Here is a 23623-nt window from a genome sequence, read left to right on the forward strand (position 1 = left end):
AAAAGTTCTGGAAAGGAAAATACATTTGAGGAGTTACAATCACTTTTTGTTGAATTAGGACAAGAAAACTTTGCAGAAGAATTTCGTGATATTTTTTATCCAAATTAGTTAGATATCAAGAATCTTTAGTAATTCTTTAGCTACATATTCAACAACAGGTACAGGAACAGCATTACCAAACTGTTTTTTAGCAACCTCATCTTTTTTGTGGTATTCAAAATTCAGAGGAAATCCTTGTAACTTACAAGCGTGTTTTGCAGTAATGGGTATATATTTCTGCGGTTGATAAATTTTTTCTAAGAAAAGATTTTTATATTCCTGTGGATGATTAGCATGAATAGACACAGTTGCAATATAGTCTTTAGAACCAGTAGCAGTTAAAGTTGGGAAAATTTCAGCAGTAGGTAAAATAATTCTATAAATATTATTAATACCTGTCATATTTTTAGAATTTACAAATTCATATTTATGATCAGATGTTAACCGGAATATTCCTTTTTTAACTAAAATATTTAATTCACTGATCTCTATATCAGTGATGATTTCTCGGAAATCATCAAAACATAAAGGATTACCATCTTTATTGCCATATTTCTTGCTTCTTCTATATTTAAGAAGTGTTAAGCAAATCATTTTTTCTCTGTCACTAGTATTGATAATATCCCAAGAATGAATTGTTGTATGTCCATTTCTTAAATCAGAAAAAATGAAAAAATCATTTAACTCATCATCTTTTTGAAATCTTGTTCTTGATGGTGGAATTACACCTTTAAATAAAGTATTTGCATCTAGTTTAACTTTTTCAACAAAATTAATATTTTTTAATTCATCCAAAATATCTAAAACTTTTGGGTGAATATTCAAAGGTTTAGGAAATTTATACTCCTGACATCTTTCTATATCCCTTCTAATCCCAACAATAAAAACTCTATCTCTATTTTGAGGTAAACCAAAATCGTAAGCATTAAGAACTTTCCATTTCATGCAATATCCTGTATTTGCCAATTCGTTAAGAATCAGTTCCAAATTATCCCGATTTTTAGGACTTGCTAATCCACTAACATTTTCAAAAATGAATCCTTTAGGTTGATTTTTATTCACTAGTCGAATTACATCAAACCATAATTTTCCTCGCTTGTCTTCAAATCCCCTTAAACGACCAGCAACAGACCAAGGTTGACAGGGAACACCACCAACAATTATGTCAATATTAGGTGGAAGGTCGCTAATATTGGTAATATCTCCTAACTCAATTTCATGTTTATTAAAGTAACTAATGAAATTTTGCTGATACACCTTAATCGCTTGTTTGTCTATTTCAGAATATCCTAAACACTGACCACCTAATTTATTTAAAGCAATTCTAAATCCACCAATACCAGCAAAAAGATCAATAAAAGTGAATTGTTTTTGGTGAGCCACTAATTGTAAAGGTAATTCTATTTGTTTTGGTATTGGTAAAAATATAGACTTCATATTTCCTAGATAATTTTATTAACTAACTATCACATAGTTATAAACTTAGTATATCACCAAACACATAGATGGAACTAATCCTTATGTCACTAACTGAAGAACTTCTCTCCCAACTCCCAGGCGATGTTTTAGGCGGCTTGCGTCGTACTGACAGTATATTAACATCGTTGCGAAAAGGTAACGCACCCATACCCAACGTAGTTAAAGAAAATCCCAAAAATTTAGAATCTGTAGAATTTGATGTCATTATTTGCGGTGGAACTTTAGGAATTTTGATTGGTTGCGCCTTAGCTGTACGTGGTATGGATGTAGCCTTACTAGAAAGGGGAATTTTGCGCGGAAGAGAACAGGAATGGAATATTTCTCGCAAAGAGTTAGAAGTATTTCGGGAATTGGAATTGTTGACAGCAGACGAATTAGCACAAGCTATCGTCACAGAATATAATCCCGCAAGAGTTAGCTTTCAAGGAGGGACAGAAGTATGGGTAGAAGATGTTCTTAACATTGGTGTCAATCCTATTTATCTTCTGGAAACCTTAAAAACCCGCTTTCTTAAGCTTGGAGGAAAGTTATTTGAAAATACACCATTTAATGATGCAGTAGTTCACCCAAATGGAGTTATGCTCAATAACCAATTTACCGCGAAATTGTTATTGGATGCTATGGGAAATCTTTCCCCCATTAGCCAACAAGCGCGTCAAGGAAAAAAACCAGATGCGCTTTGTTTGGTTGTGGGAAGTTGTGCGAAAGGATTTGCGGAAAATAACTCCGGTGACTTGTTGTTATCTTTCACAGCTTTGGAAAATCAATGTCAATATTTCTGGGAAGCTTTTCCAGCTAAGGATGGTAGAACCACATATTTATTTACTTATATGGATGCCGATGCACAACGATTAAGTTTAGAAACTTTATTTGATGAATATTTACGCCTGTTACCAGGATATCAAGGTGTGGAAATTAATAGCCTAAATTTTCAACGGGCGTTGTTTGGTTTCTTTCCTAGTTATCGTCAAAGTCCTCTGCAAACCCCTTGGAGTCGGATTTTACCAGTGGGAGACAGTAGCGGGAATCAATCACCTTTAAGCTTTGGTGGTTTTGGGGCTATGGTGCGTCATTTACAAAGGTTAACTTTGGGAATTGCAGAAGCACTAAAAACTGATCAATTATCTGCCCAATCTTTGGCAATATTGCAACCCTATCAACCGAGTTTAAGTGTAACTTGGTTATTCCAAAAAGCGATGAGTGTAGGTGTAAATCAGAAAATTGATTCCCATCAAATTAACCAATTACTCTCCGCTGTATTTGCCCAAATGCAGCAGTTAGGAACACCTGTTTTAAAACCTTTTTTACAAGATATTGTTCAGTTTGGGGCGTTAACAAAAACTTTGTTAAAAACTGGTTTATCTCATCCTTTATTAGTTGCGAAAATCATTCCCCAAGTTGGTTTATTTAGTTTATTAGATTGGCTGTTACATTATGTTAATTTAATTGTGTATACTAGTTTGTTCTCTCTAAGTCCAAGATTAGAAATATTAGTTAATAATCTATCACCAGAAAAACGATATTATTGGCATCGGTTAATAGATAAATGGAAGTTTGGTTCTGGTCGTGATTATTCTGAATAATACAGCACTTTCCGGTGTGATGAGGTACATATCCAGTGGGCAAGATGCCCGCACTACAAGAGTTTCATGATTCAAGTTTGTACCTCATTAGAGCGAAATCTGCTGTATCTGGTAAATGGTTATGAATAGAGGTTTTGTGATTTTATACGTCAAATTAGTTTAACGCTCCCATTGACATAGTATTAATATTGATATTATTACAGATTTAGTAAAAGATGCAGTAACTGATATGGAATCTAATGAAGAGCTAGTTCCAGAACCCAGGGCAAACGCATCTTATTTTTAGAATGCTTACTAAACAATAGTCCTATATATTTTTTCAGCTATGAAGACAATGGCGGATTTTTTCCATCTCCGTTGTCACTAAACCTAAATACATTTGCTGTAATTCTGTGGATAAATCAGGGTTTTTGATCAAATGTTCTATCCGGCTTTGCACAGTAGCAATCAAGTTATTTAAGTTTTCGTCAGCAACTATATGTTGTTTCTGTATCTGCTTTAAATCTGGCTGTAGAGGTAGTTCGGTGGAGTTAGTTTGGCTATGGAAATATTTAGCTTTCTCTGTTTCCAATTGAGCTACAGTTATTTGTAATGTTTCTATGACTCCATACATCTCCAGTGGATCAAATATCCGTAACAAACTGGTTTGAGTGACGATCGCTAACTTTGCTCCCCAATCCCAGGATACAACTAATCGCTGCACTCGTCGCTGCTGCATTTCTTGATGGGCAGACCATAGGGAATCTTCTGGACTAAGCAAAAATAAGGGTGTACTCATCACTGTTTTTGCTTGAATTTGAGGCAGATTTAATCCCAATGCTTGGAATTGGACTATGTCTCTTTCTGTCACAATTCCTACTGGTTTAAAAGCTGATAAGACATCGTTCCAGGAATCTGTTTTGACTATCACCACGCAACTAACTTGATTTTCCGCCATCATCTGTGCCAAGCTGAGTACGGAGGCTGTGGGTGGTGCATGAATTACCTGAGTGGTCATTACTTCTGACACCCGCCGCATTTTCAGCAAGTTGGTGGGGCGCAAAACTTGCCTAATACTTTCTGGGGAGACAATCCCCAGGAGTTGTTTCTCTGCATTGGTGATCACTAAGTGGCGAATCCGATATCGTCGAAACAAAAACAGTGCAGCAAAGATATCCCGAAATGCAGTTTCCGCTAAGGTTATGACTGGATGCATCATGACATCAGCTATTTTCACATGAGCAAAATCTCTACCCGCCGCTGTAAGTTTGACAATATCTCGCTCTGTGAAAATACCCAGTATTTCTGTTTCTTCCATGACTAAAATACAACTTGAACGCGTACCTCGCATGGAACTAAAGCCAATTGCTGAATCAAAATCAGGTAATAAACAACTATTACCTCGCGTCTGATTCATTAAATTCACAACATCAATTAGGGAAGTCTGGGGCGCAACAACCAGTGGATACCTATCTATCGCCTCTTCTAAACAGGGAACGCCAATGAGTGGGTCATCAATTTGCATGGTTCACAATAGCTGATGAAGTTAATTTATGAAGTTTTGTAAAGTTTTTGTCATATATATATCATTTTCTACAAATTTCAGTTATGATACGGGGGATGTAAAGGATAAATAGAGGAAACAGTTTATATATAAAGGGTTTACCGATTAAAAGGTAAATGGGGGATAAAATTTAAACTGGCCTATCTAAATAGGGGCAAAAGAAGACATTTTTGCTTTGTGGTTTTAAATCAGAGCCAATAAGTACATCAGTCTTCATCCATGCCAGAAATCCTCTGTATTTTACCATATAGCCTGTCTAGGACTCTTTTAACTGATACAGGTTGCCACTGACTCCCTCGCTTGGTTGTATATCCTTGCTGGTTTAGCCACGCGGCAATTTGTGGAAGTGATTTTCCTGACTTGTGGTGACGGCGAATTAATTCAATGATCTGTTGTTCAGATGGATTATCTACTAGTTCACCATTAACTGACTGTTGACCAAAAGCAGGTGAACCATAGCCGGCATAGCCGCCACTGGCAGCTTTCGCTTTCCTGGCTTGGTCTAGTTTTTCCCACAGGTAAGAGTCTTTTGATTTTTCAGTTGCCATTGTTTTCAGAATTCAATCACCTCTGTAGATATGATATCTCAAATATTGGTTAGTCCTAGAGGAATCCTATATTTGGGGGTAGAAACAGCTAAATAATTTCTACCCATAACTATCCTTATCTTACTGTTTGTCTAAGTTTTCAATAAGTTGATCAACAAAATCCCTTAACCGTTGCGGCCAGTCAGGGACGGTTTTAATTTTCTCCCTTTGCCCTTTCCGACCTTTAAAACAAATTGGTTGAGCGTCTAACTCAGCTTTGAGGATTTTTTTAGCACCAAGTTTATTATTTTTCTCAAATCTCATTGACATTAACCTTAATCGTTGGTATACTTACTACAATATAACATTGAAAGGTCGAATCAATGCTTTTATCATTCAAAACTGCACTAATTCCAAATAACCGACAGATTACAGCTTTTCGCAAGGCTTCTGGAGTAGCTAGACACGCCTATAACTGGGCAAATGCTCAAGTTATAGATATTTTAGCTACTCGCAAAGAAGGCGAAAAACTTAAATTACCATCAGCGATTGACTTGCATAAAAAGTTAGTCGCCGAGGTTAAATCTGAACACGCTTGGTATTACGAAGTTAACAAAAATGTCCCACAAAAGGCGTTAACTGACTTACGCCAAGCATGGGATAGGTGTTTTTCCAAAACATCGAAACAACCCCGATTCAAGAAAAAAGGACAGCACGATTCTTTTTATTTAGAGTCAGGGACTAAGGCGAAACCGTTAATTAAAAACGATGGTAAAAGAATTAAATTACCGTCAATCGGTTGGGTACGATTGTATGAGTTCAAACGACAGTTAGAGTATAAAACCGAGAAGTTCGGGAGTGAATTAATCCTTGTGGATAGGTTCTTCCCCAGTTCTCAAATATGCTCTAACTGTGGGAATCATCGTCATAAAATGCCATTAAAAAACCGCGTTTATGTTTGTCCTGATTGTGGCTATAAAGCCGATAGGGACTTAAATGCAGCGCGGAACATTGACCGATGGTTTGCGGATATTTTTATCCCTGTAGCGTAGCGGTTCCTTTTAGGAACTACGGTCAGAAACGGTAAGTTCTACCGAGATTGTCTGTCGAGTGGAAAAACCTCTTAGAAGTCATTCTAAGACCACGATGAAGCAGAAAGTAAACACCAAAATTATCGCTGTCCAGATGTGTCTAGATTTTGGTAATTTTGGGTAAGTTTTATAGAACGGATTGTAAGTAATTGGACAAAAATATTTGCAGTCATTGCGAGCGAAGGGAAGCAATCACAACCCTTGGAATTGCTTCATTTCACTTCGTTCCCTATGGCTAACGCCACGCTACGTTAACGCAATGACATTGTGTAATTAATTCTGTTTCACTACTTATTGGTTGTTGATTTCATCTCATTTTCAGTTGGAAATAGGGGGTGTTTGAATGCGATTGATTTTCTTGGGAGTACCGGGTGCTGGCAAGAGTACCCAGGGGGCAGCACTGTCAAGCCAATGGCAAATTCCGCATATTTCCATAGATGATATATGCCGTCAGGCGATCGCCAAGGAGACTTCTTTCGGCTTAAAAGTCAAGCCCTATATAGAAAGAGGTGATGTAGTTCCAGATGATTTCCTGCTGAATATCATCCGCCAACGCTTAAATCATGCCTCTGCTCAACAGGGTTGGATTCTGGATGGATTTCCTGGTAACTTATCCCAGGCGAAACTTCTTGATCAACTACTATTAGAAATCCAGGCTAAAAACCACAATACTTCATCAAAACAGCTTTACGACCAAGTTTTTAGCTTTTATGTCCCCATTGATGTTTTGTTGCCAAGGTTACTGCAACAAAGCCGCCTAGATGATAGTCGTGATAGTATTTACAAGCGAATAGAACTCTATCATGAGCATTCTGCGTCCTTAATTCAGTATTATCGCCAACAAAATTGTTTAACTATGATTAATGGCGATCGCTCAGTTGAAATAGTAACTCAGTTTTTACAAGATTCCGTTGCCAAATCTTATTTAACAGCAAATAAAAAAATTTAACTGCTGGAAAAATATTTCCTATTTTATGCGAAAGAAAAGAAAAATCAAAAGATTACAATTTCTATGGCATCAGAGTTATAGAACTTCTGAGCATTGCGTTACCTCAACAAATAACCTCAATTATTTGACAATTTTCCATCTTACAACTACATAATCACCAATTTAAATTTTTGCTGGAGAAACCTATGGCTACTTCTGAAAGTCTGAATGAAAGTCTTGTTAAATATATCCAAAAATCAGAATTTGAATCGCTATTAGAGGCGGAAGAGTTGTTTGTCATGGACTGTACCGCAACTTGGTGCGGACCTTGTAGGATGGTTGCTCCTTTAATGGATAAACTAGCCGAAGAATACAAAGATCAGGTAAAAGTGGTCAAATTAGATGTTGGTGACGGCGAAAATCAAAGCATTGCTAAAGAGTACGGTATTCGCAGTATTCCCGCAGTTATGTTTTTCAATAAAGGTGAATTATCAGAAATAGTTGTTGGGGTAGTTCCCTATGAAAAATTCACCACGGCTTTAAACAAAATACTTTAACATTCTTGAGGGGGTTTCTCCATGCAGAGAGCGTATATATTTCCATGTCCTAATTGCGGTAGTCAAGCAAAACGTCAGTTTTTAACTGATGAAAAACTAGCTCACAAGTATTCTTTGATTAATCAAATTATCCGCACAGAGTGTCCAGTTTGTGACTACCTGATGGTAATACGCTCTCTGGATGGAAGTGTCATTGAAGCTTACGCACCTGGAATACCAAGTAATTTTCAACCATTAACGACATCTAATCTTTCTCCAGAAGTTTCTAAACAGCACATATTAGAGATGAGTAAATCTATTTTATTCTCCCCCATATGTAGACATTTACCAAATGAAAATCCCAAAAATTCATACTCATTACTTTCAGGATCTCAACCATGATTAAAGCTGAAGACATAATGACCACAGAAGTTGTGACAATTCGCGGTTCAGCAACCGTAGCAGAAGCTGTAGCACTGATGAAAGAACGCCATTTGCGCTCTTTAATTGTCGAACCTCGCACAGAAAATGACCCCTATGGCATGATAACTGAAACTGATATTGTTTATAAAGTTGGTGCTTATGGTCAAGACCCCAAACAAGTGCGAGTTTATGAAATTATGACCAAGCCTTGTATTGTCGTCAATCCTGAGCTTGGTGTGGAGTATATAGCCCGCTTATTTGCTAATACAGGCATCCGTCGCGCTCCTGTCATTAAAGGTAAACTATTAGGAATCATCTCAATTACTGATATTCTCAGAAAAAGTGACTTTGTGGAAAATCCAAAAAGCTATTTTGAGATGTATTGTCAGGAATTTCCCGATGCTTTAGAAGCCAGAGTTTACGAAGATTAAATCCAATAATTCATGTTTTTTTGCCCAGTTAAGCATACTCATTTACATAAGAATAATGAGCAATCTGGAGAAAGCTGAAACGGGATTTTTGCAAATTCATGACAATTCAAAAGTTACCCACAAATTTCAATCCAACTATTGATAGGAACTTATAAACCGATGATGAAAGCTGAAGACATAATGACCACAGAAGTTGTAACAATTCGTGGTTCAGCAACCGTAGCAGAAGCTGTAGATTTAATGAAATATAAAGGTTTGCGCTCTTTAATTGTTGAACCTCGCACAGAAAATGACCCCTATGGTATGGTCAGTGAAACTGATATTGTTTATAAAGTTGCTGCTTACGGTAAAGACTCCAAACAAGTGCGAGTTTATGAAATTATGACCAAGCCTTGTATTGTTGTCAATCCTGAACTTGGTGTGGAGTATGTAGCCCGCTTATTTGCCAATACAGGCATCCGTCGCGCTCCTGTAATTAAAGGTAAGCTATTAGGAATCGTCTCAATTACCGATATCCTCAGAAAAAGTGATTTGTTTGAAAATCCAAAACGCATCTTTATTGAAGACGAAATAGAAGTTGCACGGGAAGAAGCGAGAACAATTTGTACAACTAAGGGCGATTCTTCTCGTGAATGTGCAGCAGCTTGGGATATTGTAGAAGAACTTCTGGCAGTAGCATCTGACCAAAGATTAGTGAAGGAGAATGTTGTCGAATAAATATTATTTGCCTTGCCTGATTTGCCCAAAATTCTCATAGGGGTAAAGGTTTTTTCTTGCCTTTGTCCCTTTAAATAACACCTATAGAGATAGTTGATTTGTCCATTTTTTTTAGAGGATGAGTCAGGATTTAGATTTAACTTCTATTTTTCATATCCAAAAACTTTAATTGTTGATATAAACAACGAATTTGCTGCAAATTTACACCTGCTAATTCTGCTTTTCTTAATGGATTACCAAAAATTGCGTCTACTTCTAAAGGACGCTTTTCATCAAAATCAATTTTCATACTGGTGCGGTAGGGTTTCATTTTTGTGGTGTAATCTAACATGGTTTGAATAAAACTTTCAGGAATGATTCTCCCGGTACTTTTTGCCCCTGCGACTACCTCCCACATCAAACTTTCCACTAACTGACGAGTGTGAATATCCGTCATCAATTCATCTGTTCTCCCATCAAGAATTACAGATAAGCCATTATAGGGAATATTCCAGACTAACTTTTTCCAACGTCCTAATAGTAGATCTTCTAACATTTCTATAGATATACCAGCATTTTCAAAATCTGTGGTAACTTCCCGCATTTTTTTAGTAATGCCGGTTAATTGATAATTAGATTTATACTCACCTAAAGTAATTTGTCCATAATCTAAATGATGAATATGTCCTGGTCCAACTTTATTAGCACAGAGAAAACATAAACCCCCAATAATGCTGACATTATTGACAATTTCTGCAACTTCTGCTTCTATATCCAGTCCATTTTGTAATACCAATACTACCCCGTCATCTTTAACTATTGGTGGTAATAAATGGGGTAAAAGTTGATTTTGGGTTGTTTTTAGTGATATTATTACCACATCACAAGGTGGCATTTTGTCTACATTGTTATGAGCATTAACTTGGGAGAGGGTGAAATCACCGTCTTTAGACTCAATAATGAGACCATTTTCCCTTACCTGTTGGTAATCACTTTTGAGTAAATAGTGAACTTCTAAACCAGATTTTTGGAGTTTTGCGCCATAAAATCCACCTAATGCGCCGGTTCCTAATATTGCATAAGTGCGTTTATCCATTTGATGTATAAAAAAAACTGAAGAAAATCATCAGACTATATTTTATCAGAATTGTCATTAATAAAACTTAAACATGATTTACTATCTTGTAGAAGCTTTGCTAGAGAGGTAAAATTCATGGCTGATATTGTTGATATTGCAGTTAGTAATGATGCGTTTAAAACTTTGGTAGCTGCTGTTTCTGCTGCTGGGTTAGTGGAAACATTAAAAAGTCCAGGTCCATTCACCGTGTTTGCACCCACTGATGACGCTTTTGCTAAGTTACCACCAGGCACAATTACAACTTTATTACAAAATATTCCCCAGTTAGCACGGATTTTAACCTATCACGTTGTTCCTGGAAAGTTAACAAAGGATGATTTAGCGAAACTAGGTACAGTCAATTCTGTGGAAGGTTCTCCCATCAAAATTAATTGTGAAGATGGTTTTGAGGTGAAAAACGCCACAGTTTTAGCAGCAGATATTATTGCTGATAATGGTGTAATTCACGTTATTGATACTGTGATTTTGATGGGTTAGTCCCACAAGCTGAATTTTTTGATTTTGACATTCTGATAGAGACGCTGGAAGCAACGTCTCTATATACTAAACATGGGTGAGATTTAAACTTTTGCCAAATGACAAAGAACCCAGATGTGTAGGGGTTTAGCTCATACTTTACCCCCTACCTTTAGAATCAAACAATCAAGCCGTTTTGAGTAAGTAGGTGAACAGAATAAAACCAATCTGTGTAAAGAAAAGTAAAATCGCCCAAACCCTCTTGCATGAGTGCCTCTTGCCTTGCCATAACGACGATTTTCAATGCTAACCTACTTATAATTAAAATTAAGAAATTGAGTTGTTAGGGCTAATTCTTTAAAAAATGTAACATAAATGGTGTAACCACTCACTTTTGAGATAAGATTACTTAAGTAACCTGGAATTTATAATAAAACCTAATCATAAGAACCTACAATTACCTATCCCCCAAAATTAATGTTAGATTTTCACACCTTAACTGAATTTTCCCGCAATCACTGTATAGGTATCTGTGGCTTTCTAGTCCCGGCTAATGTCTTGACTACCTTATTAACGATTATCCTCGCGTTTCTAAATCGTCCCATGCGTCAAGTCTGGGCATCTGTGACACTAGCCTGTACATTTGCTGCAATCATGATGCTGCACGTTTATACTTGGTTTATGATTGGTGTAGTGATGTTACCCACGTATGTCTTGTTATCCCTAGCTGTCACCTGTTTATTAACTAATCTTTTAGTAATTATCTGGCGGGGAAATCCTCTACAATTATTTTCTCTAGGTAAATAATGACAGTATCAATCAAAAGTTAGAAGTAAAAACGTAATTTTATTTCAACTTTCTATATCCCCGACTTCTTAAAGAAGTCGGGGATTTTACTCTAGCAATGTTTAGTGTTAGTGAGAAAAACCACCCCTATAACTGCCGCTATAACTGCCGCCATAACTGCCGCTATAACTGCCGCCATAACTGCCGATATAACTGCCGCTATAACTGCCGCTATAACTGCCGCTATAACCACCATAATGACTGCCATGATGACCACTACCGAGAATGGTTTGTATTTCGTCGGTAGCTAGTTCATTAAGAAAACTAGTATCATCATTAAATAAATCATAGCCTACAGGAAGTAGTGGGGATATTTGGATATTAGCCACGATCATTCCTCTTTGAGATATTTTCTTGACCAAAAATACATAAACAGTCAGAATAGTAGTAAAAGTAGAAATTACTATTCTAACTATTAGTAATAGCTGTTAGTTAACAGCTATCTTTTGAATTTTAATAACCCCAATATCTCCCGTTATGACTTTTGTGAGAGTAATGATGGTTGTGATGAGAATGACAGCTATGATGATGATGATGATAACCACCACCGAGAACGTTTTGTACTTCATCGGTAGCTAGTTCATTCATAAAACTAGCAGCATCATTAAATAAATCATAACCAACAGGAAGTAATGCGGATATTTGGATATTAGCCATGATAATTCCTCCTTGTATGTATTATCTTGATAAAAGATAAGTAAGATTAGATGTGATATGCACTAACCTTAGTTTTTATTCTTTCAAAAAGAATTTATAAATTCAAGGCTTTAATCCCAATGAATAAGACGTTATTGAAATAGTTTTGTCTAGTTATTGATGGCAATTAGTAATTATTTTTTCTTGACTAAAAGACTTTTTATTTTGATTTTTTGCTATATGGTAGAGATGTTTCATGCAACATCTCTAGAAAAAAGTTATTTTTTCGGTGTATTATATTTATCCGAAAAACCAGACTTAATTAAGTTTGTTTTGTCTGAAATACCAGGAATTTTTAATTGGTAAATTCTGCCCGCAATTGGTTAACAACTCGATCTAATCCCACAGAATGGGCGGCTTTGAATAATAAGCGATCGCCTGTTTGCATAAATGTTTTTAATCTTGTTACCAAATCAGCATGATTTGTGAAACATTCGCAAGATATATTATCGGCACTATTAGCAATAATTTCCGCATCTTGACCATCAACTAATACCAATAAACCATCCAGATGCAAATTCTTGACCATTTCTCCAACTTTTCGATGAAGTTCTGGGGATCTTTCTCCTAGTTCTTTCATTGCCCCTAAAACCGCAATTTTTCGCTTTCCGGGTGTGTCTGCTAACAACTGCAAAGCTGCTAACATGGCTTCTGGGGCGGCATTATAGGTTTCATCTAAAATCACCACATCATTAGCTAAAGTAAAGCGTTGACTTCTACCTGTGGGCATATTTACCATAATACCAGATTGTAATAATTGCCAATCAATTTCTAATACCTTGGCTACTGCTAAAGCTGCTAAAAAATTGGTAGCATTATGACGACCTGGTAAAGGTAAAGGTAGACGCATTCCTGCAACTTCTACAGTTTCATTATCAGTTAATTCTCCTTGAATATCGCCACCAGAAAAACCATAACTGATAACTTTACCCTGCCAGAACTTCGCTGCCGTTTCCATTAATAATGGATTATCATAATTAAGAATAGCAATACTATCATTTGGCATGGTTGCTAATAATTCACATTTAGCTTCTGCAATGGCTTCTTCTGAACCAAGTAACTCAATATGCGCCGTGCCTACATTAGTAATTACCCCAATTGTCGGTTTAGCAATTTCTGTCAATTCGGCAATTTGTCCCCTTCCCCGCATAGCCATTTCGATCACAGCAAAGTTATCTTGCTTCGTCAATTCTAAAAGAGTTTTGGGAACACCTATTTCATTATTAAAATTCCCGTAGGTTTTATGAACTTTGCCTTTTGTGGCTAAAACTGCGGAAATTAATTCTTTGGTTGTGGTTTTACCTACTGAACCTGTAATCCCAATTACAGGAATAGCAAAGCTTTCGCGCCACCATTTAGCAATTTGTTGATATGCCTTTAAAGTATCTTTAACCCGCAAAACCGGAAAACCGGGATTTTCGTAATGATGATCAACTATTGCAACTATAGCCCCTTGAGCGATCGCTGTGGGTACAAAATCATGTCCGTCAAACTTTTCTCCTCGCAAAGCCAAAAACACTTCCCCTGGTTGCAAAATGCGGGTATCTGTTTGTATCCCCATAGCCAACTGAGTTAAGGTAGATACAGATACATTCACAGGTTCAGCGATAAGAACTTCAAGCAGTTGAGAGATAGTGATAGAGACTGACATACTGATAAACGATAGGGTATTTTAAAGGTAATAACCTTATCATTTTTTGTGTCACTTTCATTGAAGATTTATTTTTGTGAAGTTCTATACACTAAACTGGTTTAGATGATTTGTAATACGTATTACTGTTGAAGTGGAGAATCTATCTCTTGTTTAATTCTATTGATTAGGTAATCTCCTTTTCTTCAACAGTAGTATTTTCTGGAACTGATTAAATCATTTTTATTTGTCCTTTGTGTTGATATTCTGTTGTTGGATAATCTGGCTAATTTCTTCCAGACTTAAATTTAAAACTTGTGCGATTTGTTCTTTAGTTAAACCTAATCCTATCAAACCAGGAACTGCATCTAACTTAGCTTTGCGTTCACCTTCTTCCTTTCCCTCTTCTTTTGCTTCTTGATAAAATCGGGTTTGTTTTAACTCACTTAATCCAAACATGGCTTCTATTTCCTCCCTATTCATTCTTGGAAACTTGTAAATTAAAATTGTCTCGATAATTTGTAAGAGTTGTTGCTGTTGAAGTTGAGAATTTATCTCTTGTTTAGTTCTGGTGATTAATTCTCTAGCTTGGGTAATGGAATTATCTGCGTTAGCGATGATTAGTTTTATTGTAGCAATACCAATGGGTAAAGATGTTGTTTCTGCTAATTCATCGAGATAAATCACTCTCACTCGTTGACTGGTGAAAAATTCTTGATAATGCTGAATATCTTTTGTATCTATGCTGCTGGTTGGATAGATAACTACAGCACTCCAGTGATTTTTGGGGTTGTTTTGGCGAATGTAAAGAAATATTTCGCTAAAAAGTCTATGGTAGAGATCCTTATCTGATTGAAATTGTACTTCTAAAAAGTAGATGGGGTTATCTGTATTTTGGTTAGGTAAGAAAACTCCATCTATTCTCAAGGCTGTTTGTTTGACTTCAACTGATGAAAATTGATAAAGTTCTGCTAGTTGGGGAGAGTTACCAATGAGTTCAAAAAATATGCTGGGTATTTCTTGAAATAATCGGTAAAATATGCTGTCTGTTTTCATTTTAAAAAGTTGTTAAACACTGTAAAATTTTGAGACTTTTTAATAAATTTTTCATCTCTAAACATAATGTTAGTATCAATAGCAATCATTGATGACCTAATTCTTCTATTCCCTGTGCTACCGCTTGTTCCATTTCTTCAATTGTTTTGGCTTTTCCTTGATAATTCAAACAACCAGCAGCAGCATCTAATGTTGTTTCTGGAAAAGTTTTTTTAGGCTTTAATAAAATTCCATCCCCTAAATTAATTATTATTAATTCCTGTCCATCTTGCCAATGATACTGATCTCTTAAAACTTGGGGAATAGTAATTTGACCTTGAGTTGATAGTTTAGTAATTTCCATTGCAATAATTTTCCACTATTTATGGTAATCCAATTTTAACATATATTCATAGCTATATTAGTCAATATGATAAAATGCTAATTCATTTTCCGCGTCGTCATAAAACCGCACTTCAATTCCCACAGCTTGAGAAATACAATTTGCATTATTAAAATATTCTGGAATTGAAAAACCTTCTGCTGGATAGGTACGATACCAAACTTTTTTTGTTTTATTCCATTCATAACCTTCAGCTTTCAACAAATGGCTAATTGTGTAAGTACCATTGCTACCTTTACCAATTTGATTACCAACTTTAACAGTAATATACTGTACAGTCCCCACACCAATAAAAGTTTGATAATCTGACCAATTTAATATAGAAATTTCTGTTCTCCTGTTTAATTCGTCAAGAAAAGGTGATGAATTTGTACTTTCTGTAATAATAAATAAAGTTTCAACTGCACGAGTTAAAGCCACATAAAATAAACGTCTTTCTTCATTTACTACAGACTCAATGCTATCACCAAAGACACGGGTAAACATTAAATCAGGATGTATCAAGGGATAACAACGAGGAATAGCATCAAGTATTATAACTGCATCTTTTTGAAGACCTTTATATTTGTGTGCAGTTGATATAGTTACTGATTTTTTTGATTCTTCAGGAAGGTATGAGCGCACTAATTCTAAAAAACTATCAAGTGTACTATTTTTATATTTACTCCTTTTATTTTGATAATTCACATACCAAGGTAAACTATTTTTTCGACTGAGTAATACTACTTTTTTACCTTGTTTAATAGTCTTGTTAATTAGACGTAAGATAGCAGGTGTTATATTGTCACCAGAATAATTTTCTTGCTCTGTGGGAGTTGGTTCAAAACTAGACATATCAGCAATATTAACTATTCCTGAGATAGTTTTATGAGCGCGAGCAGGAGTACCCAATCCTTGCATTAACTTGTTACCAATACCAACAATAGAATAAGCTGAACGGTAATTTGTAGCTATATGTAATTGCTGTGATGGTTGGAAAAATTGGTGAAAATTCTGATAAAATCGCAGATCAGAACCAGCAAACCCATTTATTGCTTGCCAGTCATCACCAACACAGAAAAATAGTGCTTGAGGATTTTGCTTTCTGATGGCTTCTATTAGATTATAGAATAGTTCCGAAAAGTCTTGATATTCATCAATCATGATGTATCTGAGACTCTTTAAATCACCAACTCCTGATTTACGGCGAAATATAGTTTGTCCTGATGCAAGTACCTCTACAGCTTTTTGCATTAGTCCATCAAAATCTTCCTCACCTCTATCCTCAAGGCATCTTAAATAGGATTTATAAAATCTATATGCTAAATCCAAAAATTGTTTTTCAATCTTACTCACACATTCGTGTTTATAAATAATTTGTCCTAACTCTTCTGAAGTTAAAGAAAGTTTACGGCATCGTTGAATAAATCCTTTTACTACTGTCGTAAATCTATCTATTGATCTATCTTTTATCCTTGACCAAATTGTTTCTTCACTCAATCGGTTACATTGAATACCTAAATTTTCTAACTTATCCTTGAGTAATTCACAAAAAAATTCTGCTCCTTGATCTTTAAGAGGTTTTGGTGATAATGCTATTAACTGCCAGTTAGGACGATTTGCCCAATACTCTCGCTTCTCATGAGACATATCATCATAATCTGGATCTCCTTCTAGTCCAAAATATTCAATAACTATTCCCTCTTTTTCTCCAGTCAATATTGTAAAATCAGGACGGTAATTTATGCCATTCCACCAAAAGTTACGTTCATATTTGTATTTAATACCATGTTCAAATAAAAAGTCAGCAATTAGTTTTTCACCAAAAGATTTATAGTATTTACCATCAATTCCTTCTCTTGGTAATGAGCGACGATAACGCAGCATTTCTTCTGGAGTTTTATCATAGCCACCTGAAATTATGCGCTCCCAGTCTTCATGAAATGCTGCCATCATCAAGTCGCGTATTTTTGCATAAAATATTGTGTCGCGTAAGTAATCATTAATTACAATCTGTAGAGCGCGGCTTTGCTTCTGTTCTCCATCTGGTTCATCAAAAAGAATATTTTCGGGATGAACTAAGGCATAAGCTAAGGCATGGAAAGTCATTGCATGGGGAACAGAATTTTGTAATTGTAACTTTAGACTTTCTCGTATTTCTTCTGCTGCTTTGCGATTGAAGGCTAAAAGTAACATTTCCCCTGGTGCAATATCACAATGTTTCTGTAAAAATATCGCTCGGTTGACTAAGGTTGATGTTTTACTACTACCAGCCCTAGCTATTACTTGTATATGATTTTCAACAGTACCAATTGCTGCTGCTTGTTCAAGGTCATGAGAGAAGTTTAAATTTGTTTTCACCCAATTTTGTATGTACTTTGATTTTTCAGATTTATATTCTTGAGATGATATGTATTCAGTACAATGAAGTTGATAAAAGTTGTCGGCATTAAGAAAGTTGTTTTCAAATTCGTCTTTTATATTTTGTAGTAAAGATAGTTTTTTACCTTGGTCAAATATTATAGAGCGTTCAATCTTTATGTTTTGTAGTAAAGATAGTTTTTTACCTTGGTCAAATATTATAGAGGGTTCAATATGATTAAATTTTCTGATAAATTGTTTTTTATCATAATGAAACATTAAGCCTACTCCATAATCTACTATCACTAATAAATGAGAAGACTTTAAATGTTTGATTTCAATCACTTTTCCCTTGTTACTAAATGTTACATCATCAATGATACGTCCTTTTGCGATTATATGCTCATATCCAAGATTGCTATCAAAGCGACTCACTTCTCTTTCAATTAAAAGACTCCATAGGTCATCATTATCACCAATAACCTCTGCAAACTTTTGAACAGTATCAATCTGTGAACTACTATCCATAAGCGACCCCAAATCAAAATCAGCTATCTTGCTAAAAAATAGCTTTAAATATTACCTATGATACCTAAAATTATATTTTTTTAGTTAATAATTTTGTTGTTTCATAGAAACATGATATAAAGCCATTATCTCATCAACTACTTCTTCAAGTTTATCCTGATTAGTCGCTGGATCTAAACTGTTTAAAAGTTGTGCAACTTTTTTAACCTGTTCTATTATGTCTTCTGGGGTAGGTTCCGTGATTTTTGGAATATTTAACTCAGCGCAAACAGTCTCCATGCTCTTAGACGCAACAATTAACCGTTCATAAAGAGAACCTTCTTCCTTTATTAAACTATCAAGACTATTTATTACTGCTTCTAATACACGAGACATATACTCACCTATAAAATATACAGACTAATGTATAGTACACACCTATTAAGTTTAAGTCAACTTTCTGGTAAAATTTTTCCTGGTTGATAGAAGGTGTTTGAAATACAGCACTTCTCGGTGTTATGAGGTACAAGAACCCCACCCCCAACCCCCTCCCCGCAAGCGATGAGGGGGCTAAGATGTACCTCATAAGAGCGGAAACCGCTGTAAAACGGTTGCACTAGAGAAATACACGATGAAATTTAGTCAAAACGAAATAATGTAGAAACACAGTCATAGTTAATATCACATTTCCACAGAAAGAATGATAAAATAGCTTGTGGATAAAGTCTTTCTTTGTGCCTATTCTCAATTCAATTTACACAAGAATATAAATAATTATGCTATCAGTTGAAGAATTAATTCAGGAAGCCTTGTCTTTACCCAGTTCTACTAGAGTATTTTTAGTAGAAAAACTAATTGAAAGTCTAGAAGAATCTGGTATTGATCAAAATATCCAAAAAAGTTGGAACACAGAAGCTAAAAAACGCAGAGATGAAATACAGAATCATACCGTTGAGCCAATTTCTGAAGAAATAGCTTTATGACTTAAAATAGAATTAAAAAACGTATGATTTACTTAACTAGGAGGTTCTATGATGACTTTACAGGAAATTATTAATTCTATCGAAAATTTACCCACAGAAGATCGAGAGTATTTATTTGAGTTTTTGCAAAAACAACGAATTAATCAAAAACGAACTGAAATTTTAACTAATGCAGAGGAAGTTAAACAGGCTTTTAAAAATGGTACAGCAAAGAGAGGAACTGTTGATGATTTGATTGCTGATTTACTAGGAGATGATGATGGAAGTTGTTTGGAGTAGTGGATTTAAGAGGTCTTTCAAGAAGATTACAAAGAAAAACCCACAATTAAAAAATCAAATTATTAACGTGTTAATACTTTTGGCAGATGATCCATTTACCCCGTCTTTGAAGTCTCATAAATTAGGAGGAGAGTTAGCAGGTTTATGGTCTTGTTCTGTTGCGTATGACTGTAGAATTATCTTTAACTTCTCTGAGGATGAGGAGTTATTAGAAATGGTTATTTTATTGATAGATATTGGCAGCCATGATGAGGTTTATTAAAATGAATTTTTTCAACAATGGTTGATTTTGATATAAATATTTTGCAAATCATTAAGATTTATTTACTTAAACAACATAAATATTGTTTAAATAATCAGCCATAACCCAGTCAGCAACTAGGTTTCACCCTCTCTCACGTCAAATAACCTCGCAACAAACCTTATTTGTTCAAAGCGGTTAGGTTTGAGAAAATCAGAAACGATTTAATAATCAAGCACTTATAGTTATTTAACTTGTCAAGGGAGAACACAGGATGAAGTTAGCTTACTGGATGTATTCGGGACCCGCTCACATTGGAACTTTGCGGATTGCGAGTTCTTTTAAAAACGTTCATGCTATCATGCACGCACCCCTGGGTGATGATTACTTCAACGTTATGCGTTCTATGCTATCGCGGGAGAGGAACTTTACCCCAGTTACAACCAGCGTCGTTGACAGAAACGTTTTAGCGCGAGGTTCTCAAGAAAAGGTAGTAGACAACATCATCCGCAAAGACGCGGAAGAACACCCAGATTTAATCGTTTTAACTCCTACCTGCACTTCCAGTATTTTGCAAGAGGACTTGCATAACTTTGTCGAACGGGCGCAGTTGGAAGCGAAAGGGGACGTAATGCTGGCGGACGTGAACCATTACCGCTACAATGAATTACAAGCCGCAGACCGGACTTTACAACAAATCGTCCAATATTACATTGAGAAAGCCCGGAAGCGCGGGGAATTAACCACAGAGAAAACGGCTAAACCCTCAGTTAACATTATCGGGGTTTCTACTCTGGGTTTCCACAATAACCATGATGTCACTGAACTGAAGCGGTTAATGACTGATTTGGGAATTCAGGTAAATACTGTGATTCCTGAAGGTGCGTCTGTTCACGAGTTAAAAACTATGCCTCAAGCTTGGTTTAACTTAATTCCTTATCGGGAACTGGGGTTAACTACAGCTAAATATTTAGAAGAACAATTCGGGACACCTTACGTAGATATTACGCCGATGGGTGTGGTGGAAACTGCTAGATGTATCCGTAAAATTCAGCAAGTGATTAACGCCCAAGGTGCGGAAGTTAATTATGAAGACTTCATTAATGAACAAACTTTGCACGTATCCCAAGCGGCTTGGTTCTCCCGTTCTATTGACTGTCAGAACTTGACTGGGAAGAAAGCGGTGGTTTTTGGTGATAATACTCATGCGGCGGCTTTAACCAAGATTCTGGCACGGGAAATGGGGATTCACGTGGTGTGGGCTGGTACTTATTGCAAGTATGATGCTGACTGGTTTAGAGAACAGGTGAGCGAATATTGCGATGAAGTATTGATTACAGATGATCATGGTGAAATCGGGGATGCGATCGCTCGCGTTGAACCTTCTGCTATATTTGGTACACAGATGGAACGCCACGTTGGTAAGCGGTTGGATATTCCTTGTGGTGTCATTGCAGCACCAATTCACGTGCAGAATTTCCCCATTGGTTACAAACCATTTATGGGTTATGAAGGCACAAATCAAATCACTGATTTAATCTACAATTCCTTCACTTTGGGAATGGAAGATCACCTTTTAGAAATCTTTGGTGGACACGATACAAAGGAAGTAATTACCAAAGGAATTTCCGCAGAATCTGGTTTGAATTGGACAAAAGATGGTCAAGCGGAATTGAATAAGATTCCTGGTTTCGTGCGCGGAAAAGTGAAGCGAAATACCGAAAAGTTTGCCCGTGAACGTGGGTTTAAAGATATCTCCGCTGAGGTGTTGTATGCAGCTAAGGAATCTGTAGGTGCGTAGGTAAGAAGAGTGAGTAGTGAGGGCGAATATTTTAACCTTCGCTACTTGCTTTTTTTATATTAGTGTTTATAGTTAGAGACTTCCAAGAAATAAATTATCCTAAGAAACGAACCACAGAGGCACAGAGTACACAGAGAGAGAATTTCTGCATCAGTTTTGGGACATTTTTTCATTTGGAAGTCTCTTAGAGTGTTTCAAGCAATAAATGATCTAAAACCTGTCACTATCCTACGGGAAGAGAACACCCACTCAATGACAATTGGGCATTTTTTTAGTTGGAATACTCTTATACCCATTCTCCGTATCAAATTAAACCCAGTTAAGTTAATTCAATAACTATATGGATGAAGTAGTCAGAAAGGTTGCGGCTTTAGGTTTACCTGGTGTATTGCTTGTAGTGACAATGGCCGCTACTGGTCTAGCTGGAGGTGCTGCTATAACTACGGCCTTAGCAGCTTTGGGCGGACCATTTGGAATGATAGGTGGTATTGCGGCTCTTGGAGTTGCTGGATTAGTAGCAGATGCTCTAGGTAAATATGGTATTGATGGTCTTTTAACAGGAATATATCTGGAGCGAAAGAAAAAAGAGCCAGTAGCAAAATTGTGTAAAGAAATTGACGATTTACCTATTTCTAGCGATTTGAAGCGCAAACTTAGGGATGCTATAGGTTGCTAAGATAGCTTTAAATACTTTTGTACTGGTATCCATTCTCAATGGATACTCTTTATTTGATCTTTAAAACAACTCTTATGAATTACTCAGATACAAGGTTGGGTTGAGGTACGAAACCCAACAAGTGCGTCGGGTTGCGCTGTCGCTTAACCCGACCTACAAAAAATGGACAAGGTATTGTTGCTACTAACTAATTTTTTCCGGATAGAGATGGAATATTCAGCACTTATATTTTAGGGGGTTTTACTTTTTATCAGTGATGTAAGTGCAGTGACAATTATAAATTTTACACTTGCCATTTATCAATTGTTGAGTTGGATTAAGAAATTAGCCTTGAAAATAGGCTTTATTATGGGAAATATATCTACGATTACCATTTAAAGGTATTCAAATTTAAGCTGGGCTAAATGCAATGATTGATACCCCTAATCAACAAAGGTAGAAATAATCAGGGTTATTAAATCATTATTTGCAAGTAAATGCTATGACTCAGATTACAAGACCACTAATATTTTCTGGCGATTTGGCACTAAAATAGCCAGTATTTAGGGTATTCTAAGGGAAATAGTTAGATTTAACAATTTTCCAAGCAGTTTCTGAGTAATCTCTTGGCAGTATTAGCTCTAAATCATGACTATCTTTAATTATGCAGGTAAATTATCTAGCATTAGTAAACCTGGGCAAATCGGACAATGATCAGCGGTAAAATAGGGTAACAATTTGTAGTTTTGTCAGTCAGGTGTTTGATAATTTTAATAACAATTCAGGAGTCATAATACTTGGTAAGTCGGGAATATAGAGGAGAAATATTTGATAAAAATAATCTCAGACAACTCTAAAATCCGTTATTATTTTGACTGAATCTGAATGCTCACAAATTTAATAAAGGTATTGCATTTTTTTTGAATCAGCAATATCTAAAAACTTTATTTCTATATCCGGCAAAATTCAGCAAGAATTTAGTAGTGCTACAACCGAACAGAAGTAACAGCTTTTTATTGAATTTAAGATAATACCCTAATTCCAGTTAATTTATCAAGCTTAATTATGGAAAATATATCACAACTAGGGTCACAAGTTAGACATAAAACAGCTTACCCAGATATCCTCGTTATTTCCCGAATATTTCGCCCAGACGAGGCTGTAATTGGTGAATATGTCTATAATCGCTGTTTACAAGATCCAGATCGGGTAATTGTTTTAGCTGGTAGTTGTGCTGGAGATAAGAAATTCGATAAATCCCAACAATTTCCTGTTTATCGTTGGGTTAATTTTCTTAATTTTCCGGCTTGCTGTGATCACTGGCTAGGAAATATAAT

Annotated in this window: 27 protein-coding genes and 1 pseudogene (1 of these 28 cut by a window edge); 16 read left to right on the top strand and 12 right to left on the bottom strand. The window is 35.9% G+C overall.

All coding sequences use genetic code 11. From position 1 onward, the window contains the following. Positions 1 to 108 precede the first annotated feature (108 nt). Positions 109 to 1476, bottom strand: a complete 1368-nt coding sequence (locus NG743_RS23040) for a DNA cytosine methyltransferase (protein ID WP_027401658.1) — start codon at positions 1474 to 1476, stop codon at positions 109 to 111. Between the two features lie 83 nt (positions 1477 to 1559). Here NG743_RS23040 and NG743_RS23045 point away from each other — a divergent pair, with 83 nt between their 5' ends. Further along, on the top strand, positions 1560 to 3101 hold the full coding sequence (locus NG743_RS23045; protein ID WP_257120968.1) for an FAD-dependent oxidoreductase: 1542 nt from the start codon (positions 1560 to 1562) through the stop codon (positions 3099 to 3101). A 319-nt stretch (positions 3102 to 3420) separates the two neighbouring features. Here the strand turns inward: NG743_RS23045 and NG743_RS23050 are convergent, their stop codons facing one another. From NG743_RS23050 to NG743_RS23060, 3 genes are all read right to left on the bottom strand, one after another. Continuing rightward, complete coding sequence (locus NG743_RS23050; RefSeq protein ID WP_257120969.1) at positions 3421 to 4605, bottom strand: CBS domain-containing protein; 1185 nt, start codon at positions 4603 to 4605, stop codon at positions 3421 to 3423. Positions 4606 to 4850: 245 nt separating this feature from the next. After that, positions 4851 to 5192, bottom strand: coding sequence for a recombinase family protein (locus NG743_RS23055; protein ID WP_027401655.1), 342 nt, complete (start codon positions 5190 to 5192; stop codon positions 4851 to 4853). 120 nt (positions 5193 to 5312) lie between these two features. Beyond that, the gene (locus NG743_RS23060; RefSeq protein ID WP_306459813.1) at positions 5313 to 5501 is read right to left on the bottom strand and encodes a hypothetical protein; all 189 of its coding nucleotides are present in this window, start codon (positions 5499 to 5501) and stop codon (positions 5313 to 5315) included. A 53-nt stretch (positions 5502 to 5554) separates the two neighbouring features. Here NG743_RS23060 and NG743_RS23065 point away from each other — a divergent pair, with 53 nt between their 5' ends. The 7 genes and pseudogenes from NG743_RS23065 (at position 5555) to NG743_RS23090 (ending at position 9297) form a co-directional block, all read left to right on the top strand. Continuing rightward, the gene (locus NG743_RS23065; protein WP_257120970.1) at positions 5555 to 6223 is read left to right on the top strand and encodes an RNA-guided endonuclease InsQ/TnpB family protein; all 669 of its coding nucleotides are present in this window, start codon (positions 5555 to 5557) and stop codon (positions 6221 to 6223) included. Between the two features lie 382 nt (positions 6224 to 6605). Next, positions 6606 to 7211, top strand: a complete 606-nt coding sequence (locus NG743_RS23070; protein ID WP_257120971.1) for a nucleoside monophosphate kinase — start codon at positions 6606 to 6608, stop codon at positions 7209 to 7211. Positions 7212 to 7396: 185 nt separating this feature from the next. After that, on the top strand, positions 7397 to 7747 hold the full coding sequence (gene trxA, locus NG743_RS23075; RefSeq protein WP_051424255.1) for a thioredoxin: 351 nt from the start codon (positions 7397 to 7399) through the stop codon (positions 7745 to 7747). A 21-nt stretch (positions 7748 to 7768) separates the two neighbouring features. Continuing rightward, positions 7769 to 8128 (top strand): hypothetical protein, encoded by a 360-nt coding sequence (locus NG743_RS26725; RefSeq protein ID WP_306459814.1) that lies wholly within the window; start codon positions 7769 to 7771, stop codon positions 8126 to 8128. Beyond that, positions 8125 to 8517: pseudogene (locus tag NG743_RS23085) on the top strand (CBS domain-containing protein); the annotation flags it as partial. The gene NG743_RS26725 and the pseudogene NG743_RS23085, both read left to right, overlap by 4 nt. A gap of 9 nt (positions 8518 to 8526) precedes the next feature. Beyond that, entirely contained in the window at positions 8527 to 8580 is a 54-nt protein-coding gene (locus NG743_RS27025) for a CP12 domain-containing protein (RefSeq protein ID WP_371316545.1), read from the top strand. Positions 8581 to 8739: 159 nt separating this feature from the next. Beyond that, on the top strand, positions 8740 to 9297 hold the full coding sequence (locus NG743_RS23090; protein ID WP_035081470.1) for a CBS domain-containing protein: 558 nt from the start codon (positions 8740 to 8742) through the stop codon (positions 9295 to 9297). A gap of 136 nt (positions 9298 to 9433) precedes the next feature. Here NG743_RS23090 and NG743_RS23095 read toward each other — a convergent pair whose 3' ends face one another. Further along, positions 9434 to 10372, bottom strand: a complete 939-nt coding sequence (locus tag NG743_RS23095) for a putative 2-dehydropantoate 2-reductase (protein WP_027401652.1) — start codon at positions 10370 to 10372, stop codon at positions 9434 to 9436. 117 nt (positions 10373 to 10489) lie between these two features. On the opposite strand from NG743_RS23095, the gene NG743_RS23100 reads away from it, so the two are divergent. Together NG743_RS23100 and NG743_RS23105 are read left to right on the top strand one after the other, a co-directional pair. Beyond that, complete coding sequence (locus tag NG743_RS23100) at positions 10490 to 10891, top strand: fasciclin domain-containing protein (protein ID WP_027401651.1); 402 nt, start codon at positions 10490 to 10492, stop codon at positions 10889 to 10891. Between the two features lie 456 nt (positions 10892 to 11347). Then, positions 11348 to 11677 (top strand): hypothetical protein, encoded by a 330-nt coding sequence (locus NG743_RS23105; RefSeq protein WP_168466069.1) that lies wholly within the window; start codon positions 11348 to 11350, stop codon positions 11675 to 11677. 107 nt (positions 11678 to 11784) lie between these two features. On the opposite strand, the gene NG743_RS23110 is transcribed toward NG743_RS23105, so the two are convergent. The 7 genes from NG743_RS23110 to NG743_RS23140 all read right to left on the bottom strand — a co-directional run bounded on the left by NG743_RS23110 (position 11785) and on the right by NG743_RS23140 (position 18723). Then, positions 11785 to 12045 carry a hypothetical protein gene (locus tag NG743_RS23110; protein WP_071992789.1) on the bottom strand — a complete coding sequence of 87 codons (261 nt, stop codon included), beginning with the start codon at positions 12043 to 12045 and terminating at the stop codon, positions 11785 to 11787. Positions 12046 to 12169: 124 nt separating this feature from the next. After that, on the bottom strand, positions 12170 to 12373 hold the full coding sequence (locus NG743_RS23115) for a hypothetical protein (protein ID WP_257120972.1): 204 nt from the start codon (positions 12371 to 12373) through the stop codon (positions 12170 to 12172). Between the two features lie 334 nt (positions 12374 to 12707). After that, positions 12708 to 14063 carry a UDP-N-acetylmuramoyl-tripeptide--D-alanyl-D-alanine ligase gene (locus tag NG743_RS23120; RefSeq protein WP_027401648.1) on the bottom strand — a complete coding sequence of 452 codons (1356 nt, stop codon included), beginning with the start codon at positions 14061 to 14063 and terminating at the stop codon, positions 12708 to 12710. A gap of 222 nt (positions 14064 to 14285) precedes the next feature. Further along, positions 14286 to 15098, bottom strand: a complete 813-nt coding sequence (locus NG743_RS23125) for an Rpn family recombination-promoting nuclease/putative transposase (protein WP_027401647.1) — start codon at positions 15096 to 15098, stop codon at positions 14286 to 14288. 85 nt (positions 15099 to 15183) lie between these two features. Next, a complete protein-coding gene (locus tag NG743_RS23130) occupies positions 15184 to 15441 on the bottom strand; it encodes an AbrB/MazE/SpoVT family DNA-binding domain-containing protein (protein WP_027401646.1) in 258 nt (85 codons plus the stop codon). A gap of 57 nt (positions 15442 to 15498) precedes the next feature. Continuing rightward, positions 15499 to 18348 carry a UvrD-helicase domain-containing protein gene (locus NG743_RS23135; protein WP_257120973.1) on the bottom strand — a complete coding sequence of 950 codons (2850 nt, stop codon included), beginning with the start codon at positions 18346 to 18348 and terminating at the stop codon, positions 15499 to 15501. Between the two features lie 84 nt (positions 18349 to 18432). Further along, a complete protein-coding gene (locus NG743_RS23140) occupies positions 18433 to 18723 on the bottom strand; it encodes a hypothetical protein (protein ID WP_027401645.1) in 291 nt (96 codons plus the stop codon). A gap of 380 nt (positions 18724 to 19103) precedes the next feature. On the opposite strand from NG743_RS23140, the gene NG743_RS23145 reads away from it, so the two are divergent. The 6 genes from NG743_RS23145 to NG743_RS23170 all read left to right on the top strand — a co-directional run. After that, positions 19104 to 19310, top strand: coding sequence for an addiction module protein (locus tag NG743_RS23145; protein ID WP_027401644.1), 207 nt, complete (start codon positions 19104 to 19106; stop codon positions 19308 to 19310). 48 nt (positions 19311 to 19358) lie between these two features. Then, positions 19359 to 19589 carry a hypothetical protein gene (locus NG743_RS23150; protein WP_257120974.1) on the top strand — a complete coding sequence of 77 codons (231 nt, stop codon included), beginning with the start codon at positions 19359 to 19361 and terminating at the stop codon, positions 19587 to 19589. Further along, the gene (locus NG743_RS23155) at positions 19570 to 19851 is read left to right on the top strand and encodes a type II toxin-antitoxin system RelE/ParE family toxin (protein ID WP_039204992.1); all 282 of its coding nucleotides are present in this window, start codon (positions 19570 to 19572) and stop codon (positions 19849 to 19851) included. Before NG743_RS23150 ends, NG743_RS23155 begins: the two co-directional genes overlap by 20 nt. A gap of 253 nt (positions 19852 to 20104) precedes the next feature. Beyond that, complete coding sequence (gene bchB, locus NG743_RS23160; RefSeq protein ID WP_027401641.1) at positions 20105 to 21631, top strand: ferredoxin:protochlorophyllide reductase (ATP-dependent) subunit B; 1527 nt, start codon at positions 20105 to 20107, stop codon at positions 21629 to 21631. Positions 21632 to 21971: 340 nt separating this feature from the next. Beyond that, positions 21972 to 22307 (top strand): hypothetical protein, encoded by a 336-nt coding sequence (locus NG743_RS23165; RefSeq protein WP_027401640.1) that lies wholly within the window; start codon positions 21972 to 21974, stop codon positions 22305 to 22307. A 1044-nt stretch (positions 22308 to 23351) separates the two neighbouring features. Continuing rightward, on the top strand, positions 23352 to 23623 hold the 5' end (the start) of the coding sequence (locus tag NG743_RS23170; RefSeq protein ID WP_257120976.1) for a glycosyltransferase family 4 protein. Its footprint extends 973 nt past the window's final position; 272 of the gene's 1245 nt are visible here — the first part of the coding sequence; its start codon is at positions 23352 to 23354; the stop codon falls past the right edge of the window.

The organism is Dolichospermum heterosporum TAC447, assembly GCF_024584745.1.
GTDB classification, from domain to species: domain Bacteria; phylum Cyanobacteriota; class Cyanobacteriia; order Cyanobacteriales; family Nostocaceae; genus Dolichospermum; species Dolichospermum heterosporum.